The following is an 18,311-nucleotide window of genomic DNA, read 5'->3' as shown; positions in this document are numbered from 1 at the left end:
ACCGCCGACCCGCCCGAGTCGCCCCTCCAGCTCAGTCCCTGAACAACTCGCTCCTCGCGGCGCCCGCCGAGCACGGCCGGGGCCTGTCTTCAAGCGTCCCGGCACGACGTCCACCGGACGGTTACGGAGCGACTGAACGCGCCGGAGCAGTTGTTCCCAGGCATGGTGCCGGGTCCCACAGTGGATCCCTCTGCGCGAACAGCCGGGCCCCATCACAATGCAGGTAGAAGGCGCGCAGGTCCGGATCCAGACGCCAGCCCACGCGCTGCTCGAACGCACCCAGTTGCTCCAGCGTTGCAGGCGGGTTGGGAACGTGGAGGCGCGATATCTCATCGAGCAGCTCGTTCATCGCCTTGTGCCTATGCTCCATAGGGATAGTCCGTGCCGACGCTCGTCCACGGAGGCGAGTTCGCGTAACACTGGTTGTAGAGTTTGAAGAGCGTCTGATGGATGTCCTTGGGAAACGGCAGGATGTTGTCCCAGTCCGTGGGGTTGCCTCCATGCCAGAGGTCCCGGATGTGATGCCCCTCGTAGGGGTCCCCGTTCTCCGAGGGCCACGCTGCAAAGCGCTTTGCCCACTGCTCCCGGAACTCTGGACGGCTGTCGTCCCATTTGTCGCGGGCAGCCTTGTTCTGGGCGGGGCTGAGCGTCCCGTAGTTGCAGCAGCAGTTCGTCATTCCGAACCGGCTTCCAGCTCGAACGACCGTGCCTTCAAAGTCCATCTTCACGTCCGCGAGCCACATGCAGCCTTGGAGAGCGTATCCACTCCCTCCGCACTTCTCACGGCAGTAGGCCATGAACTGCGAGCTGCATTGCCACGGGCCATAGTAGACGATGGTGCGGAACTGCCCGCCACCAGGCACGGCCACCAGAGGCCCTACCCACTTCCGAGCCGAGACAGGGGTCGTGTGCGTTGGACCTTCTGCGCAGGCCGCAAGAAGCAACGTCCCGAGCAGGACCGCTGAACGGCGAGTGGGAGCGTTTTCCTTTGCTGTCATGAGCGCACACCCTATCGCGCCCAATGGAGAATCCGCTCCGGCACGAAGCCGGGGGACAGCGTCATCCCCCGGCTTCGTGGCTCACATCACGGACACATCGTGCCTTCGCGGCGGCACACGCGGTCTCCACAGAAGCAGGAGTAGCCTGACTGGCAGGGGCCGCACTGCGGGGGCGGATTGGTGCCGCCGCGGTAGCCCTCTCCCGTCACGGTCGCGGTGGCGAGCAGCGTGGTGTGCGCCCTGCCTGAGTAGAGCTTGAACGCGAAGGTGTTGCCCGCCGTGATCCAGGGCGCTGCCTGGCAGAAGTTGTCACCACGGGCAAAGAGCACTTCGGACTGGTTGTTCACGCTCAGCCAGACCTCTCCCTCGGAGATGCCGCTGACGTCGAAGCAGACGTTCGTCGTCCCCGTCTGCGTCACATCCAGGTTGATGCGCACGTTCGTGGGCGTCGCACTGATGGTTCCGGTGATGGGATCCGGCTTGTAACAGAGGGTTTCGTTGTAGCCCCAGGTCGCACACGAATAGCCCAGCGTCGTGCAGTGCGCCGAACAGAATTGATTGAGGATGGTGTAGCCCGACGGGCAGTTGAACACCGGCGCACCACAGACGTAGTAGCTCGCGGCGTTCTCCTGGGTGGCCAGGGATTCGCCACCCTCCTCACCTGCGTCATGCATGTCCGGGCCTGAGCAGGCCAGGGCCAACGTGGCAATCATCAATGACAAGATGCGCTTCATGGACATCACTCCTCGTACGGGTTCGAGAGAGGAGCAGCAGACCATGTTCACCCCCGTTCCAGCCACACCCCAAGTGAATACATCCAAATAGGTCTTGAATTGGGACAGCCGATTCACTGCCCCTCGGAAGACACCGGTTCGCAGCGGACCAGCACCTCCAGCTGCTCCCCACCACCGCCCAGGTAGATGGTGCCTGTCGTGGGCGTCGCATCGGAGTACTGGCGCCCCACCGCCACGCGCACGTGGTGCGTCTGCGTGAGGATGCCATTCGTGGGGTCGAAGCCCTTCCACCCCACCTCCGGCAGATAGACCTGCACCCACGCGTGAGAGGCTTCCGCCATCACCGCGTTCGCGTGCTTGGGCCCCGTGTAGAGGTAGCCGCACACGTAGCGCGCCGGCACTCCCAACAGGCGCGCCAGGCAGATGAACACGTTGGCGAAGTCCTGACACACGCCCCTGCGCGCCGAGTACACGCTGAAGGCCGTGGTGTTCAGCGTCGTGGTGCCCTGCGCGTACTGGTACTCCTTGAAGATGGAGTAGTTGATGTCCAGCAGCGTGTCCAAGAGGTCGAAGTCGTTGCGGCGCGCGAAGCTCATCGCGTACTCCAGCAACTCCTCCAGCTGCGTGTCTGGCAATTCCGGCGGCAGCAGGTACGGCTGGAGCATGTTCGCCTGCCACGGCATCCACACCAGCGGCAGCACCGAGCGCACGTGCAGCGGCCGGTATCCCAACGGATCCGTGTCCCGCAGCTCCACGCGCGAGCGGGCCTCCATCACCAGCTCCGTGTAGGGCGTGTCCACCACCGCCCGGCGCACACGGTTGCCGAAGACGTCCTCGTACTCCGACCGCGTCACCCCCACCGACATCCACACCTCGTGCGACAAGAGCGACTGGAGCCGGTCGTGCAGAGGCGTCAGCCGCAACAGGTGCGAGCTGCGCTCCACCGGCTTTTCGTAGCGGTAGATCGTGCGGTGCAACACGTCCATCACCCGCACCGGCGTCTCCGGCGGACGGCGCAGGCGGCTTCGCGCCTCGAACTCCGCCGCCATCATGGGCGCCACCGTGCCCTGCCCTCCCGCCTCCGGAGGCAGCACCTCCACGCGGATGGCCCCCTGGCGCACCAGCACCAGCGCCCCTGGCGACAGCTGCTTCCAGTTCGTCGGCACGTCCGTGCGCGACCCCAGCGGGTGTGTGGCGACGATGACGCCCTTGCGGCTCTTGGCTCCCCGGCGCGTGAGGTCCAACTCCACGTCGTCGTCGCCCAGCACCAGCCGCTCGTAGGGCGGCGACACCTGCCACACCCACGCCTGCGTCGCGTTCGTGCGGTCCGCGTACACGCACAAGTCCCTGCCGTCCGACACCACCAGCGTCAGCGGCCCCAGGCGGTTCATCTCCTCCAGCCACGCGCGCAGGCGGGGCGCGTCCACGTCCCCCAGGCTCCGCCAGCCCTGCTCCTGCATCCAGTCCAGGAAGCGGCAGAACAGCGTCTCCGAGTCCGTGGAGCCCACCGGTTCGAAGCGCGCCCCCGGTGCGATCTGGAGCCGCTGCTCCAGGCTGCCGCTGTGCCCGAGCAGCCAGTCCCGGCCCCAGGCGCTGCGCACGAAGGGCTGCGTGTTGGCCTCCGTGAGAGGGCCCCATGTCGCCGTGCGCAGGTGCAGCATCAAGAGCGACGACTCCAGCGGATCCCACGTGGCCACCAGCTCGCTGCGGCGGCTGTGCAGCTGGGGCGCGGCTTCCTTGAGCACCGTGGCCGCGAGCTCGCCGCCCGGGTAGTAGCCCACGCCCCAGCCGTCCGGCGGCTTCTGTCCCGGGGCCAGGCAGCGCAAGTCCAAACCAGGGGCGAGCTCTCCCTCGAAGGACAGCGCGAGCAGGTTCAACATGGCGGCGGACTCTATCCGGCCATCTCCTGGGTGCCCACCTGCGCGGGGGCCTTGCCGAAAAAATCACGGGTGATGCTCGCGCAGAGCGCGTCCGTGCCCTCCACCATGCGCGTGAGCAGCGCGTGCACCGACGCGTCCTCCGCCTCCAGCGTCTGGGGCTTCAGCTGCTCCACCAGCGGCACCAGCCGATTCAAGCACTCCTCCCCCGGCTGCCCTCGGCCCACCACCGGACACAGGTGTCCCAGATAGCGCCAGGCGGACTCCAGGCAGTGGCGCACGGAGCGAGGGAAGCGCGGCTCGAACAACAGGAACGCCGCCACCGCGTCCCCCGTCACCCGGCCCTGGTGGCTCTTCATGAAGGGCTCGAAGCCGGAGCACGCGCGCAAGAGCGACAGCCACAGCGCCGTCTCCACCACGCGGTGCGTGTGCTTCATCTCGCTGAAGATGTGGTGGTGCACGTCCAACAGCCGCGACGTCTGCCCCGTCCGCTCCAGCATCACGCCCAGCCAGATGAACTCCTGCGGCGTGTCGTGCAGCATGGTGCTGTCCAGGAAGCCCAGGCACAGCTGCACCATGCGCCGGATGTGCTGGTAGAAGCCGAAGCGCGACGCGGCGTACTCCGCCCGGCCCGCCTCGCCGGTGAGGAAGTGGTACAGCTCGTTCGTCACCTCCCAGCACTCGCGGCTGACCACCTCGCGGATGGTGCGCGCGTTGTCCCGCGCCATCACCACCGTGGCCACCAGGCTGGAGAAGTTGTCATCCTCCCAGGTGAGGAAGTCCTGCACCTTCTCGCCGTCGGCTTCCGCCTTCGCGCCGTGCTTCTTCGCGAAAGCCTCCCGCTCCCCGAAGATGGCCAGCGCCGGCATCCAGGACTGGTCCGCCGGCAGGTCCGCGTCCAGCGCCAGCTGATCCGTCATCTGCAGCACCCGCGCGACGCTCTCCAGCCGCTCCAGGTAGCGCCCCAACCAGAAGCAGTGCTCCGCGATGCGGGCAATCATGCGTCCTCCTTCTGAACCCAGGTGTCCTTGGAGCCGCCACCCTGGCTGGAGTTCACCACGTAGGAGCCCTCGCGCAGCGCCACGCGCGACAGTCCTCCTGGCAGCACCCATGGCCCCTGTGGCGAGGTGAGGATGTACGGGCGCAGGTCCACGCGGCGGGCCACCACCCTGCCGCTGGACGCGTCCCAGGTGGGGCACGTGGACAGCTCCACTCGCGGCTGCGCGATGTAGCGGCGCGGCGTGGCCAGGATGCGCTGGCGGAAGTCCTCGCGCTCCTCCTTCGTGGACTGCGGTCCCATCAACATGCCGTAGCCGCCGGCCTCATCCACCGCCTTCACCACCAGTTCCTCCAGGTGCTCCAGCACGTAGCGGCGGTCGTCCTCTCGCGCGCAGACGTACGTGGGCACCTGCGCGAGCAGCGCGGGCTCACTCAGGTAGTAGCGGATGATTTCGGGCACGAACGCGTACACCGCCTTGTCATCCGCCACGCCGTTGCCCGGCGCGTTGGCGAGCGCCACGTTGCCCGCGGCCCACGCGCGCATCAGCCCCGGCACGCCCAGCATGCTGTCCGGGCGGAAGGCCTCCGGGTCGATGAAGGCGTCGTCGATGCGGCGGTAGATGACGTGCACGCGCTTGGGCCCGCGCGTGGTGCGCAGCCACACGCGGTCGTCGTCCACGAAGAGGTCCGCGCCGTGCACCAGCTCCACGCCCATGGTGCGCGCGAGGAAGCTGTGCTCGAAGTAGGCGGAGTTGTACGGGCCCGGCGTCAGCACCACCGCGGTGGAGCGCTCCGGGTCCTCCGGCGACGACGCGCGCAGCGTCTCCGCCAGCTTGGCGGGATAGTGGTCCACGCGCCGCACTCGCGTGCGCTCCAGCACCTCCGGCAGCACGCGCTTGGAGAGCACCCGCCCCTCCATCACGTACGACACGCCCGACGGCGTGCGCAGGTTGTCCTCCAGCACGCGGAAGGTGCCCTGCCCGTCGCGGATGAGGTCGATGCCCGCGATGTGGATGCGCACGCCGCCCGCGGGCCGCACCCCGCGCAGCTTCGGCAGGTACTGGGACGTGCCCAGCACCATGGCCTTGAGCTCCGGGCGACCTTCGAAGATGCGCTGCTCGCCGTAGACGTCGTCCAGGAACAGGCCCAGCGCGCGCACACGCTGCTCCAGCCCGCGCTCCACGTGCGCCCAGTCCGCCGCCGACACCAGCCGGGGGATGAGACAGAAGGGGAAGATGCGCTCCGTGCCGCGCCGGTCCGCGTACACGGAGAACGTCACGCCCTGGTTCATCAGCGCCCGCTCCGCCAGCGCCTGCATCCGGGAGAACTCCTCCGGAGCGCGCGAGCCCAGCCGCTCCAGGAGCCGCAGCACGTCCTCCCGGGGCGCGTCGCCCGTGCCCAACAGCTCGTCCCAGGTGCCCGGCTGGATGGCGTACCCGTCGAAGAGTCCTCGGACCTGCAGCTGCCTCATGTGGACCTCGCCTCGTCACCGAAGACGTACGACGCCATGCGTCATCCGCACTGTAGCGGGGGCTGGGGGCGTGTGACAGAAGCCGGTCGTCGCGGTGTGGGTTCCCGAGGGCGGCGGCCGGTGGTGAACACATGAAACGGGTGTGACACCGGCGGTGCGCAACCTGTCGGACAGTCGGACCGGGCGCGGGTTGTAGCCCGGCGGGGGCGTGATGACGGTGCGCCCCCAGCAGGACAGTTGGCGGGCAGGCGGGCGTGGAGGCGGGCATGGGGATGGTCAGCGGTCGTGCGTGGCTTTCGGCGTTGGCGTTGGCAGTGGGCGCTGCCCCGGCGTTCGCGCAGAGCGAGCCCGTCCCATTGGATCCGGTCAGCGTGCGCCGGTTGGTGGACCTCGCCTCCGAGCCCCGGCTCGCCTCCGACGCCAACGGGCCCGGCACCCAGGCCACGGCCGAACTGAACGGGCGCCTCTACTTCCTGTCCCTCTCCAACGGCGCCAGCCCCGGGTCCGTCATCCCAGACCTCTGGGTGACCGACGGAACACCCACGGGCACCCGCTCCGTGCAGGAGGAGCTGCTGCCTCCGGGCGCGCGCATCGACCCGGGCTCGCTGCGCGCCACGCCCCACCGCTTGTTCTTCACCGCGACGTCGGCGGAGACCGGACGCGAGCTGTGGACGAGCGACGGCACGCGCGAGGGCACCCGCATCACGCGCGAGCTCACCCCCTTCCGGTTCGACAGCGTCGCCTACCCGGCGTCCGTCTTCGTGTTCGGGGACTCCGTGCTCTTCACCTCGGCGGCCATGGGTGAGACGGAGTTCGACCTCTGGAAGTCGGACGGCACCGAGGCAGGCACGGTGCCCCTCAAGGACATCTCCCCGGGCCTCGCCACGGCGAACGTGGACGGCTTCACGCGCGTGGGGGACACGGTCTTCTTCTCCGCGGAGAACGAGCAGGGCATCGAGCTGTGGCGCACGGACGGCACCGAGGCGGGAACCCGGCGCGTGCGCGACATCCACGCTGGCGTCGGCGACTCCCTGCCGCGCGACCTCACCGCCGTGGGCGGCACGCTCTACTTCACCGCGGAGGACACAGCGCACGGCCGCGCGCTGTGGAAGTCGGACGGCACGGAGGCGGGCACCGTCTTCGTCGCGGGCTTCGAGCCCACCACCGCGGCGGAGCCCAACATCCACCACCTCACCGCGCTGGGCGACACGCTCCTCTTCCTCGTGAGCCACATCCCGGACAGCGTCGAGCTGTGGCGCACGGATGGCACCGAGGCGGGCACCCTGCCGGTGAAGGCGCTGCCCCGGACGATGCTCGAGAGGTCCTCGAACGTGGCGCTCGTCCCGGCGGGCGGCCGCGTCTACGTGGTGTCGCGGGGCGCCGCCACCGGTGACACGCTGTGGGTGACGGACGGCACGGAGGCGGGCACCGTGCCCCTCCCGCGCCCTTTCGGCTCCGGACACGAGTCCCTGCGAGGCCTCACCGTGTTCGAGGGCGGGCTCGCCTTCATCGTGCAGACCCAGGCGGGGGCGAGCGAGCTGTGGCGCACGGATGGGACGGTCGCGGGCACGTCGCGGCTGACGCGGCTGCCTTCGGGCAACCCGTTCACGCTGGCCTTGGGGCTGGTGTCCTTCCAGGGCGCGCTCCTGACGACGGCCGGCGACGCGTGGACGCCGCGCGCCCTGTGGCGCATGGAGCGGGATGAGGCGGCACCCACCTTCGTGTGCCCGGCCGCCCAGGACGTTCCCTCCAACCGTCCGGAGGGCACGGTGCAGCTCAACTCCAAGCCCGAGCTGCGGACCGGGCCGGACCGGGCGTGGATCCGCTCTTCCTTCGTGGACGGGCACCTGCTTCCGCTCCATCAGCCCACGGCCATCACCTACCAGGCCGGGGATGATCAGGGCCGCTTCGCGTACTGCACCACGGTGATGACGTCGCGGGACCTGACGGCGCCCGCCATCAATGGCTGCCCGACGGAGCTCACCGTGAGCGCGCAGTCCGTCCGGGGCGTCACCTTCTACTATCCGAGCCTGGGCATCGTGGACGAGACCAGCCGGGACGTGCTCACCACGTACAGCCCGCAGAACGGCAGCGTGCTGCCCCTGGGCACCACCCAGATGACCGTGACGGCGAAGGATGCTTCCGGCAACGTCCACGCCTGCTCCTTCCCCGTCACCGTCCACGACAACCAGGGGCCCGGCCGGGCCTGCAAGGTGAACGAGGTCCGCGTGGAGGCGGAAGGGCCCGAGGGCGCGCACGCGTTCTGGCCGGACCTCACGCCCATCGACAGCCTCTCCAGCAAGGTCACCGTCACCAGCACACACGCGTCCGGGGACCTGTTCCCGCTGGGCCTCACCCGCGTGGCCGTCGTCAGCACGGACGACGCGGGCAACAGCACGACGTGCGAAATCCAGGTCCGGGTGCGCGACTCACGCCCGCCCGCGCTCACCTGCCCGGAGGACCAGACGCTGACCACCTCGGTGATGTCCGGCACCCGCGCGGAGTACCCGTCCGCCAGCGCCAGCGACAGCGTCTCCGAAGCGGAGCTCCTCTACAGCCCCGTCGTGGGCACGCCGCTCGCGCCGGGCCTGCACTCGGTGCAGGTCACCGCCATCGACGCGGCCGGCAACGCGTCGCTCTGCGACTTCCAGCTGACCGTGGAGTACGACCCGACGAGCGGCATGCGGCAGGGCCTGGGCTGCTCGGTGGGCAGCGGCCCGGAGTCGGCGGTGGGCTGGGTCGCGCTCGTCGCCCTCGCCTGGACGCTCAGCCGCCGTCTGAAGGACGGCAAGCCGCGCGGGTGAGCCATGGGCCGTGGCGGCGAGGGGGACTTCCGCTACAGTCCCCGGCGCCCCATGGACCTCACCCTCTTCGTCGTCGGACTCGTGAAGGTCGTCCTCGGCGGCCTCGTGGCCGCGCTCGGCATCGGCTTGAGCATGCGCGGCCTGAGCCGCCTGCTGGACAGCCACCCCGTGGAGGAGCTGCGCCAGGGCAACGTCGCCTCCGGGCTGGTGCACGCGACGAGCCTCGTGTCGCTGGGCCTGCTCGTGCAACACGCGCTGAAGGCCACCAGCGACGCGGTGGACCTGGCGGTGCAGAACCCGCCCGTGTCCGCCGTCTCGGTGCTCCAGCTGATGGGCCTGGCGCTGGTGCACGTGGCGCTGTCGCTGGCGGTGGGCGTGGCGGTGCTCGCCCTGGGCGTGCGGCTGTTCGACAAGATGACGCCGGGCATCGAGGAGCTGGCGGAGGTGCGCAGGGGCAACATCGCCGCCGCGCTCCTCTTGTGCGCCTTCCTGCTGGTCATCGCGCTGCTCACCGCGCCGGGCCTCCAGGCCGCGCTCAACGGACTCATCCCCTTCCCGCAGTTGCCCACTGGCGTGCTGCGCGCGCCCGCCTGAAGCCGCCATGGCCGTGCGCTCGTGGAAGACGCTGCTGTCGCTGGTGCTGATGGGCGCGCTCATGGCCTTCGCCAGCTGGGAGCTCGTGCTGACCCGGAAGGCGGGCCGGCTCCCGGATCCTCCCCAGCCGCGGACGGAGGTTTCCCCGGAGGACCCGCAGGAGGCGATGCGGGACTTGGGCATCGTGCTGGTGCCGGAGGACACGCCGCTGGAGCGCGCGAAGTCCTATGACTGGCGCGTGGAAGGCATGGAGCCCGCCCGTCAGCAGCTGGCCTACGGACTGGGCGAAACGGTGGAGCGCGGGTTGGCGCAAGCCCACCGCGACTACAGCGTGCGGCTGCGCTACCGAGCCATGGGCCCGGAGCGCTTCACCTACGTGGCGCCTCCGGGCTGCGGCACGGACATGCGCTGCATCTACGCGGAGCTGATGCGCAGCAACGCGGAGCCGGTGCGCGTACTCGGCGAGCGCTTCGCCACCTCCATCCGCGAGCGTGACCTGGACGCGGCGCAGGCCACCGAGCTCATCCTCGGCTTCGTGCGCCGCATCCGCTACGAGCTGCCCGGCGACGAGCCCTTCGGCATCGTCCCGCCGGGGCTGGTGCCCGCGCAGGACCGGGGCGACTGCGATTCCAAGGCGGTGCTAGCGCTGATGCTGCTGCGGCAGGTGGGCGTGGACGCGGTGATGCTCTATTCGGACGCGCTCGCGCACGCGGCCATCGGCGTGGGGCTGCCCGGCACCGGCACCCGAATCCCCTTCGGAGGGCGCGGGTACCAGTACGCGGAGCTCACCGCCGAAGGCTGGCCTCTGGGGATGATTCCGCCGCAGTACGACAAGCCGCAGCTGTGGCGGGTCCTGCCGCTGCCGGACGTGCAGGGCTGAGCGCCCCTGGCGATTCACAGCAAAAACAGCTATTCCTGCTCTATCCGGGATGCTCGTCGAGCGCGGGCATCCCCATACCCAAGCGGGGGCAGGCACATGGCGGCTTCACGGACGTGGATGATGGGCCTCACGGTGGCGCTGGCCAGCGGCTGTGGCCCGGCGACAGACGCGGAGTCTCCCGCGATGGCCGAGGCAGCGCAGGCGCTGGGCGCGTGCACGCACTCGGTGACGACGAATACGTACAACGGGCCGGACTACTGGGGCACGCTCGTCTTCAAGAACACGGGGACGGTGGCCATCGCCAACCCGGTCATCGCGCTCGACGTGCCTACGGGCGTGACGTGTGACGATGATCAACCCGGCTGGACGCACACGCAGTCGGGCCGCACGTGCACCTTCACGCGCACGTCGTCGCTGACGGTGGCCGTGAACGCGTCCTACACGTTCAACTACTCCTCCACCTCCAACACGTCCTTCACCGCGGCCAACGTGAAGGTCCAGTCCGACAGCTGCGGCGGCACGTCCCCCGGCGGTTCCGGCCTCACCGCGAACCAGAAGAAGGTGGCCGAAGGGCTGACGAGCATCTGGGAGAACGACACGCCCACGATGGACTACGCCTATTCGGAGAACATCCAGGACGGGCGCGGATACACCAACGGGCGCGCGGGCTTCTGCACCGGCACGGGTGACGCCATCCAGGTGGTGCAGTGCTACCGGGCCCTGCGCACGGAGGCCAATGGCAACCGTCTGGCGAAGTACTGGAACGCGCTCACCGTCATCAACAACCGCTTCCTGTCCACCGGCCAATCCCAGGCGTCCACGTCGGAGCTGGATGCCGTAGGCAACTGGACCTCCGACTGGGCGGCCAGCTTCAACACCGCCGCCACCAAGGCGGACTTCAAGCAGTGCCAGGACCAGGTGAGCGACGCGCTCTATTACACGCCCACCCTCACCGAGGCCGCGAAGTGGGGCCTCACCCAGGCGCTCACCAAGGCCGCGCTCTACGACGCATCCATCAACCACGGCTTCGACGGCATGAAGGACCTCATCCGCAAGGCCAACACGGCGCTGGGCAACAGCGGCCAGGTGGCGCCGGTGATTGGCTACAACGGCATCACGGAGACGGCGTGGCTCCAGAAGTTCCTGGAGAAGCGCCGCGACGTGCTGGCGGCGGACTCCACCTGGGTGGAGGCGGTGGACCGCGTGGCCGCGTACGAGAAGCAGCGCCGCGTGGGCAACTGGGACCTGGGCACCGCCCTGCGCAACGACGTGCGCGCCCGCGACTGCTGGGGGACCACCTACCCGGCGAGCGGCTACACCGTGCGCGCCATCAACCCGGATGGCACCTGGAGCACGCCGTCCTCGTACACGTACTCCTGCCAGTAGACAGGACAGTCCGGCACACGGGCCGTGACGGCGGGCGCCCCGGGATGGCATGACCGGGGCATGGCCCGTGACGTTTCGTTCTTCGACAAGCTCGGCTCGCTGCTCGCCCAGGAGCGCGAGGCCGAGAAGGCTCGTATGACTTCGCTCGCGCAAGGGCTCACCCTGCGCGAGCGTGAAGAGCAGGGCCTGTCCGTGCTGGACCTGGAGACCGTCGAGGAGGAGGTGGGCCTGGGCGGCCGCATCCTCCTCACGCTCGCCCGCGCGGACCGGGGGAAGCTGCCCACGCGCGTGTCCAACGGCGACCTGGTGGCGGTGCTGCCCCGCCGCGCGGAGGTGAAGGACCCGGCGAAGGCGCTCGTGTCGCGCGCCACCTCCACCCGCATCCAGCTGGCCTTCGACCGCGAGCCGCCCGCCTACCTGTCCGAAGGACTCCTGCGTCTGGACGTCGTCCCCAACGACGTCACGTACGAGCGCGTGCGCGCGGGCCTCCAGCGCGTGAAGGCGATGGACAAGGGCCAGGAGCGCCACAAGCGCGAGGTGCTGCTGGGCAACGAGCCCCCGCGCTTCGACAACACCAAGGACTTCACCCCCACCCGCCCGCTCAACCCGGAGCAGCAGGACGCCGCGAAGCGCGCGCTCGCCGCGGAGGACTTCTTCCTGATCCACGGCCCGCCCGGCACCGGCAAGTCCACCGTGCTGGCGGAGGTCGCGGCCCAGGCCGTCGCGCGCGGCGAGCGCCTGCTGTGCACGGCGGCCAGCAACGCCGCGGTAGACCATCTGCTGGAGCTCTGCCTGGAGCAGGGCCTGCGCGCCATCCGGGTGGGCCACCCCGCGCGCGTCGCCGCCCGCTTGCAGGAGCACACGCTGGACATCGTGGTGGAGGAGCACCCGGACCGCGTCGTCAGCCGCGACCTGTTCGATGAAGCCTTCGACCTCTTCGGCTACGCGCGGCGACAGCGCAACCAGGGCCGCAGCCGCGAGCGCTTCTCCAACGCCCGCTCGTCCACGGCCGAAGCCAAGGACCTGATGGACGAGGCGCGCAAGCTGGAGAAGAAGGCCGTGAGGGCCGTGCTCGCTCGCGCGGACGTGGTGTGTGTGACGCTCGCGAGCCTGGGCTCCGGCGTGCTCGCGGGCGAGGAGTTCGACCGCGCCCTCCTGGATGAAGCCACCCAGGCCACCGAGCCGCTGGCCCTGCTGGGCTTCCTGCGCGCGCCCAAGGTGGTGCTCGCCGGAGACCCTCAGCAGCTGCCGCCCACCGTGCTGTCACAGGAGGCCTCCAAGGCGGGCCTGGGCACGAGCCTCTTCGAGCGCCTGCTCAAGGACCACGGCGACGAGGTGAAGCGCATGCTGCGCGAGCAGTACCGGATGAACGCCGCCATCATGGCCTTCCCCTCCCGGGAGATGTACGGCGGCGAGCTGCGCGCCCACCCCTCCGTGGCGGACCGCACGCTGTCCGGGGTGCTCAACGCCGGCGCGGAGGTGGACGCACCGCCCGTGCTCTACCTGGACACCGCGGGCAAGGGCTTCGACGAAGAGGTGGAGCCCACCACGCACTCCCTCCTCAACCCGGGCGAGGCCACCTACGTCATCGCCCGCGTGCGCCAACTGCTGGCACTGGGCCTGGCTCCGCGAGAGGTCGCCGTCATCGCCCCGTACAGCGCCCAGGCCCGCCACCTGCGCGAGGCCCTGGAGGCCGTGCACCCGGAGGTGGAGGTGGACACCGTGGACGCGTTCCAGGGGCGGGAGAAGGACGCCATCCTGGTGAGCATGACCCGGTCCAACAGTGAGGGGCAGCTGGGCTTCCTCAACGACCTGCGCCGCATGAACGTGGCCCTCACCCGCGCCCGCCGGCACCTGTTCGTCGTGGGCGACTCCGCCACCCTCAGCAGCCACCCCTTCTACGCGCGCTTCATCGAAGGCACCCAGACGGACGGCGGCTACCGCTCGGCGTGGGAGTGGCCAGACCCCGCCGACCAATGATTGTCATCCCAACAACTCAGGCCTGCCCCGGGGGACTACGCAAGGAGTGCGACCCCGGCGCCCGAAATTTGTCGCATCGCTGAACGAATTTTGTCACCTGCTCGGTCGCCGGGCGTGGGAGACGGCCGGAAATCAGGCATTTGGCTCCTTCCAGGAGGTCGGCACGAAGGATGCTTTCTCTTCTGAACACGGAGGGAATGCATGTCTCAAGCGCCTGTGGTGACCAAGGAGAATGACGTCTGGGTGATTCGGATCGATCGGCCCAACGGCAAGACCCAGGAGTACCGCTGCGCCACGGAGAGCCAGGCCCGGCAGCTGGCCATGGTGCTCGGCAAGCCGGACACCGGCGGCCCGCCGCGCCCGGCGTCGTCGTCGTCCAGCACCGTCGCGTAGGGTCGCCAGCACCCGGGGGGACGGAGTAAGGCGTGAAGGCACGAGGAGACACCCGTGCCCGCCGCCGCATTCGAATCCCTCACCGTCGACGCAGAAGGACTGCCGCTGCATGTGCGGCAGCGTGGCCCCCAGGGCGCCCCCGCCGTGCTGATGCTTCACGGGTGGCTGGACCATTCCCACAGCTTTGATCCGCTCTGCGAGCACCTGCCCGAAGCCTGGCGCACGGTGCTGCTCGACTTTCGCGGCATGGGCGAGAGCGGCCACGCGGGCCCCGGCGCCGCGTACCACTTCAGCGACCACCTGCTGGACATCGAGGCCACCCTGGACGGGCTGGCCCTGCCCCCGGTGCACCTGGTGGGGCACTCGCTGGGCGGCATCGTCGCGCTCGCGTACGCCGCCGCGCGCCCGGAGCGCGTCAAAAGCCTGACCCTCATCGAAAGCCTGGGGCCTTCCGGTGGTCCGCCCACGGGCGCCGTGCAGCGGCTGCGTGGCTTCCTGGATGACGCGCGCCGGCCGCCCAACCGCAAGCGCTACCCCACCGTGGAGGCCGCCGCGGAGCGCCTGCGTCAAGCGAACCCCACCCTCTCCCCGGACGCGGCGCTGCTCTTCGCGCGGCATGGCACCCGGCGCACGCCGGAGGGCGACTTCGCCTTCACCTTCGACCCACGCCACCGCCGCCGCTTCGGCCAGGGCTACGACGAGGCCCAGTGGCTGGCGCTGGAGGCCGCCGTCACCTGCCCCGTGCAGCTGTTGCGCGGCACGGAGGGCCTGTCCCCTGCCCCGGAGCTGCTGGAGGGGCGATTGGCCGCCCTGCGCACGCTGGTCGCCCCGCCCCGCCTCTTCGAAGGCGGCCACCACGTGCACCTGGAGCAGCCCGCTGCCATCGCCGCCGCGATCGCGGCGTTCGTGACGGAAGCGTCGGGTTCATGACCTGAAAAGTTGGGGGTGCTCCTTGGCAAAGGGTCAGGAAAAACCTTTCACCCTCCAGGGCACCTCTCTTCCCTCCAGCGCTCACTTGGTCGCTGGACCGTCCGCCAAGTCCCTGATTTCCCTGGGCACCTGAGCAACCCCTACGCGCGGCACGGGTCTTGATTAGGGGAAGCCCGAGATGGATCACGTGTCCCGGGCATCCGTGTGCGTGTGGTGGGGAAGGGTGGGGAGCGGACAATGGTGATGGGGTGGAGGGGTCGGATCGTCCTGCTGGCGTCATTGGTGGCAGGGACGATGGCGTGTCACGAAGAGGACCAGACGCGCGGGGTGAAGGCCACGGCGGTGCTGGACGTGGACGCGCTCGACTTCGGCGAGGTGCCGGTGGGCGAGTGGCGTGAGAAAGAGGTCCGCATCCGCAACGTCGGCTACGTGCCCTTCTCCGCGCTGGAGGCGTTGGGGCTGGGCAACAACCCGTCCTACCAGGTGGAGCTGACGGACGGCGGTGGCCGCGTGCCGCCGGGCGAGTCGCACGTCGTCAAGGTGCGCTTCCACCCGCTGGCCGAAGGGCCGGTGGAGGAGACGCTGCGCGTGACGACGGACGCCAACGTGGGCGCCCTGCAGCAGCTGCCCGTCATGGGCCTGGGCTCGCCCACGCGCATCGGCGTCAACCCGCCGGTGCTGGACTACGAGACGCTGGAGGTGGACAGCGACCGCACGCTGGAGGTCACCGTCACCAACCCGGTGGACCTGCCGCTGACCCTGAAGGTCGCGGGCGACAGCGCGGATCCGTTCACCGCGGACACCATCACCGTGCCGCCCAACAGCACGCAGGTGGTGAAGACGAAGTACCTGCCCCGTGCGCTGGGGCAGATGGGCGCGCGGCTGGAGGTCGTCTCCTGCGAGACGTGCACCCCGTCCGTGGTGGACCTGAAGGGCAACTCCGTGGCGAGCGCCTTCGTGTTCGACCCGGCGCCCGTGCCCTTCGACGAGATTCCGGTGCACGAGCGCACCGAGTCCTTCACCCGCGCGCGCAACATCACCTGGCGCCCGGTGACCATCTCCGCGCTGGCCACCAGCGACCGGGCCTTCTCGCCGCTGTCCAAGCCGGAGGGCGCCACGGTGCAGCCGAACGAGGTGGTGGAGATGCGCATGGAGTTCGCCGCGCGCTTCTCCGGCCCCAACGTGGGCAACCTCACCGTGGCGTACGCGTCCGACAAGGCGCGTGAGTCGCGCGTGATGCTGGACGCGCGCGGTGGCCGGCCCACGCTGGCCGTGGCCCCGGTGGCGCTGGACTTCGGCGAGCTGCCGGTGGGCGGAAAGGTGGAGCAGGTCATCCGCATCACCAACGCGGGCAGCAACGGCCCCCTCACCTTCACCGGCGTGCGCGCGGATGGCGACGCGGTGCAGTTCGACGTGGCCACGCCCACGCGCGGCACGCAGAACTACCCCTGGAAGGCCGGCACCTGGCCCACGCTGGAGTCCAACGGTCTGCAAATCGACCCGGGCGACGACGCGCTGGAGCTGAAGGTCTACTTCGAGCCCAAGAACGAAGGCACCTTCACCGCCACGCTCTACGTGCAGTCCAACGACTTGTTCACGCCGGAGCGCGCCATCACGCTGACGGGCCGCGCCCGCACGTCCGGCCCCTGCGTGTACGAGTTGCTGCCGCAGCCTTCGCTGGAGTTCGCCAACGTCGTGCCGGGCCGCGGCGCGGTGCTGGGCTTCTACTTCCGCAACCCGGGCCGGGCCGAGTGCGCCATCAAGAACGTGCACCTGTCCAATGACGGCGGCGGCGTGTTCACCATGCCGGGCGGTCCCATCACGGGCGGCGTGGTGCTCTACGACACGGCCTTCAGCTCCATGATTGCCTTCCGCGCGCCCACCACGGGCGGCGAGTTCAACGGCGAGCTGATGCTCACCGTCAACAACCCGGCCCACCCCACGGTGACGCTGCCCATCCACGCGGTGTCCAACCCGTCGTGCCTGGTGGCCACGCCGTCCTTCGTGGACTTCGGGCCCATCCGCTACGACTGCCCGGCCAAGCCGCGCAAGACGTTCCTGTCCAACCGCTGCAGCGAGCCGCTCACCGTGTCGGACGCCATCATCGGCAACGGCACGTCCAAGCAGTTCTCCCTGCTCACGCCGGTGACGGCGCCCATCACGCTCCAGCCCGGCGAGGGCTTCGAGATGGAGGTGGACTACGCCCGCAACGTGCTGGGCCAGCACTACAGCCCGCTGTACTTCCAGACGGACACGGAGGCGAACCGCTTCCTCGTCCCGATGCTGGCGGAGACCAACCACGAGGGCATCCAGGTGGACCGCTTCACGCAGGGCACCGACAGCCAGCTGGACGTGCTCTTCGTCGTCTCCAACACCACCACCATGGAGACCTACCAGCAGCGCCTGCGCAACGCGGTCCCCGGGTGGCTCGCGCGCGCCAAGGAGCTGAACGTGGACGTGCGCGTGGGCGTCACCAGCACGGGCCTGGTGCAGCGCCAGGGGCTGTGCGGCGGCGGCGCCAACGGCGGTGAGGCCGGCCGGCTCTTCCCGGTGGACGGCAGCCGCGCTCGCGTGGTGTCCGGCAACAGCACCAACGCGGCGGCCACCATCCAGGCCAACATCGAAGTGGGCCTGTGCCACAACCTGGTGCAGGGCCTGGAGACGATGCGCCAGGGTCTGTCCGCCCCGCTGTCCGAGCAGGCCGACGACGTCCGCACCCCGCAGCCCAACGACGGCAACCTGGGCTTCACCCGCGCCGCCGCCCGCATGGCGGTGGTGGTGCTGGCGGACGAGGACGACCACTCCGGCTTCGAACCGGACAGCTACATCCAGTTCCTCCAGACGCTGAAGGGCACGGGCATGTCCCAGCGCAGCAACCTGCACGCGCTCGTCCCCAACGGGACGTCCTGCTCCACCGCGGGCTCCAGCGCGGACCGCTTCGCCGCGGTGGCCAAGGGCACGGGCGGCTCCGTGGGCTCCATCTGCGAGGGCGACTACCGCGGGTTCCTGGACCCCATCATCCAGCAGGCTGGTGAGCCGCAGGCGGACTTCCACCTCACCGCGACGCCGGATGGCACCGCGGAGATGAGCGTGCGCGTGAACGGCCGCACGCTGGGTGCGGATCAGTGGACCTACGACCCGGTCCGCAATGCGGTCATCTTCGCGGCGGGCTCCGTGCCCACCCCGGGTCAGGCCGTGGAGATCCGCTACCGCAGCATCTGCGCCGCCACGCCCTAGGTTGACGGGTTCGTGACGCAGCGCGGCC

General features: G+C 69.8%; 13 protein-coding genes and 1 pseudogene. 8 read left to right on the top strand and 6 right to left on the bottom strand.

Annotated elements, in window-relative coordinates:
• Positions 1-190: 190 nt before the first annotated feature.
• The 6 genes and pseudogenes from D7Y04_RS40925 to D7Y04_RS40900 form a co-directional block, all read right to left on the bottom strand.
• A pseudogene (locus tag D7Y04_RS40925) lies at positions 191-349 on the bottom strand (SMI1/KNR4 family protein); the annotation flags it as partial.
• Positions 350-359: 10 nt separating this feature from the next.
• Complete coding sequence (locus D7Y04_RS46100; RefSeq protein WP_233601811.1) at positions 360-677, bottom strand: hypothetical protein; 318 nt, start codon at positions 675-677, stop codon at positions 360-362.
• A gap of 407 nt (positions 678-1,084) precedes the next feature.
• A complete protein-coding gene (locus D7Y04_RS40915) occupies positions 1,085-1,732 on the bottom strand; it encodes a hypothetical protein (RefSeq protein WP_147477307.1) in 648 nt (215 codons plus the stop codon).
• 113 nt (positions 1,733-1,845) lie between these two features.
• A complete protein-coding gene (locus D7Y04_RS40910) occupies positions 1,846-3,612 on the bottom strand; it encodes a class II glutamine amidotransferase (RefSeq protein ID WP_121762856.1) in 1,767 nt (588 codons plus the stop codon).
• 11 nt (positions 3,613-3,623) lie between these two features.
• Complete coding sequence (locus D7Y04_RS40905; protein WP_121762855.1) at positions 3,624-4,610, bottom strand: alpha-E domain-containing protein; 987 nt, start codon at positions 4,608-4,610, stop codon at positions 3,624-3,626.
• A complete protein-coding gene (locus tag D7Y04_RS40900) occupies positions 4,607-6,079 on the bottom strand; it encodes a circularly permuted type 2 ATP-grasp protein (RefSeq protein WP_121762854.1) in 1,473 nt (490 codons plus the stop codon). The genes D7Y04_RS40905 and D7Y04_RS40900 overlap by 4 nt, the downstream gene beginning before the upstream one ends.
• Before the next feature lie 266 nt (positions 6,080-6,345).
• Here D7Y04_RS40900 and D7Y04_RS40895 point away from each other — a divergent pair, with 266 nt between their 5' ends.
• The 8 genes from D7Y04_RS40895 to D7Y04_RS40860 all read left to right on the top strand — a co-directional run bounded on the left by D7Y04_RS40895 (position 6,346) and on the right by D7Y04_RS40860 (position 18,283).
• Positions 6,346-8,883 carry an HYR domain-containing protein gene (locus tag D7Y04_RS40895; protein WP_121762853.1) on the top strand — a complete coding sequence of 846 codons (2,538 nt, stop codon included), beginning with the start codon at positions 6,346-6,348 and terminating at the stop codon, positions 8,881-8,883.
• Between the two features lie 3 nt (positions 8,884-8,886).
• Entirely contained in the window at positions 8,887-9,477 is a 591-nt protein-coding gene (locus D7Y04_RS40890; RefSeq protein ID WP_233601810.1) for a DUF350 domain-containing protein, read from the top strand.
• 7 nt (positions 9,478-9,484) lie between these two features.
• A complete protein-coding gene (locus D7Y04_RS40885; protein WP_121762852.1) occupies positions 9,485-10,357 on the top strand; it encodes a hypothetical protein in 873 nt (290 codons plus the stop codon).
• Between the two features lie 96 nt (positions 10,358-10,453).
• The gene (locus tag D7Y04_RS40880; RefSeq protein ID WP_121762851.1) at positions 10,454-11,743 is read left to right on the top strand and encodes a chitosanase; all 1,290 of its coding nucleotides are present in this window, start codon (positions 10,454-10,456) and stop codon (positions 11,741-11,743) included.
• Positions 11,744-11,803: 60 nt separating this feature from the next.
• Positions 11,804-13,723 (top strand): AAA domain-containing protein, encoded by a 1,920-nt coding sequence (locus D7Y04_RS40875; RefSeq protein WP_121762850.1) that lies wholly within the window; start codon positions 11,804-11,806, stop codon positions 13,721-13,723.
• A 201-nt stretch (positions 13,724-13,924) separates the two neighbouring features.
• Entirely contained in the window at positions 13,925-14,116 is a 192-nt protein-coding gene (locus D7Y04_RS40870; RefSeq protein WP_120597232.1) for a hypothetical protein, read from the top strand.
• Between the two features lie 54 nt (positions 14,117-14,170).
• On the top strand, positions 14,171-15,046 hold the full coding sequence (locus tag D7Y04_RS40865) for an alpha/beta fold hydrolase (RefSeq protein ID WP_121762849.1): 876 nt from the start codon (positions 14,171-14,173) through the stop codon (positions 15,044-15,046).
• A 237-nt stretch (positions 15,047-15,283) separates the two neighbouring features.
• On the top strand, positions 15,284-18,283 hold the full coding sequence (locus D7Y04_RS40860; protein WP_120597230.1) for a choice-of-anchor D domain-containing protein: 3,000 nt from the start codon (positions 15,284-15,286) through the stop codon (positions 18,281-18,283).
• Positions 18,284-18,311 lie beyond the last annotated feature (28 nt).

Source organism: Corallococcus sp. AB038B (assembly GCF_003668955.1).
Classification (GTDB): Bacteria; Myxococcota; Myxococcia; order Myxococcales; family Myxococcaceae; genus Corallococcus; species Corallococcus exiguus.
This window is presented reverse-complemented; position numbering and strand designations above follow the sequence as displayed.

Coding starts and splice junctions, on each gene's coding strand:
- D7Y04_RS40875 (WP_121762850.1), top strand. CDS start 11,804: ATGGCCCGTGACGTTTCGTTCTTCGACAAGCTCGGCTCGCTGCTCGCC.
- D7Y04_RS40900 (WP_121762854.1), bottom strand. CDS start 6,079: ATGAGGCAGCTGCAGGTCCGAGGACTCTTCGACGGGTACGCCATCCAG.
- D7Y04_RS40885 (WP_121762852.1), top strand. CDS start 9,485: ATGGCCGTGCGCTCGTGGAAGACGCTGCTGTCGCTGGTGCTGATGGGC.
- D7Y04_RS40915 (WP_147477307.1), bottom strand. CDS start 1,732: ATGAAGCGCATCTTGTCATTGATGATTGCCACGTTGGCCCTGGCCTGC.
- D7Y04_RS40905 (WP_121762855.1), bottom strand. CDS start 4,610: ATGATTGCCCGCATCGCGGAGCACTGCTTCTGGTTGGGGCGCTACCTG.
- D7Y04_RS40895 (WP_121762853.1), top strand. CDS start 6,346: ATGGGGATGGTCAGCGGTCGTGCGTGGCTTTCGGCGTTGGCGTTGGCA.
- D7Y04_RS40890 (WP_233601810.1), top strand. CDS start 8,887: ATGGGCCGTGGCGGCGAGGGGGACTTCCGCTACAGTCCCCGGCGCCCC.
- D7Y04_RS40870 (WP_120597232.1), top strand. CDS start 13,925: ATGTCTCAAGCGCCTGTGGTGACCAAGGAGAATGACGTCTGGGTGATT.
- D7Y04_RS40880 (WP_121762851.1), top strand. CDS start 10,454: ATGGCGGCTTCACGGACGTGGATGATGGGCCTCACGGTGGCGCTGGCC.
- D7Y04_RS40860 (WP_120597230.1), top strand. CDS start 15,284: ATGGTGATGGGGTGGAGGGGTCGGATCGTCCTGCTGGCGTCATTGGTG.
- D7Y04_RS46100 (WP_233601811.1), bottom strand. CDS start 677: ATGACGAACTGCTGCTGCAACTACGGGACGCTCAGCCCCGCCCAGAAC.
- D7Y04_RS40910 (WP_121762856.1), bottom strand. CDS start 3,612: ATGTTGAACCTGCTCGCGCTGTCCTTCGAGGGAGAGCTCGCCCCTGGT.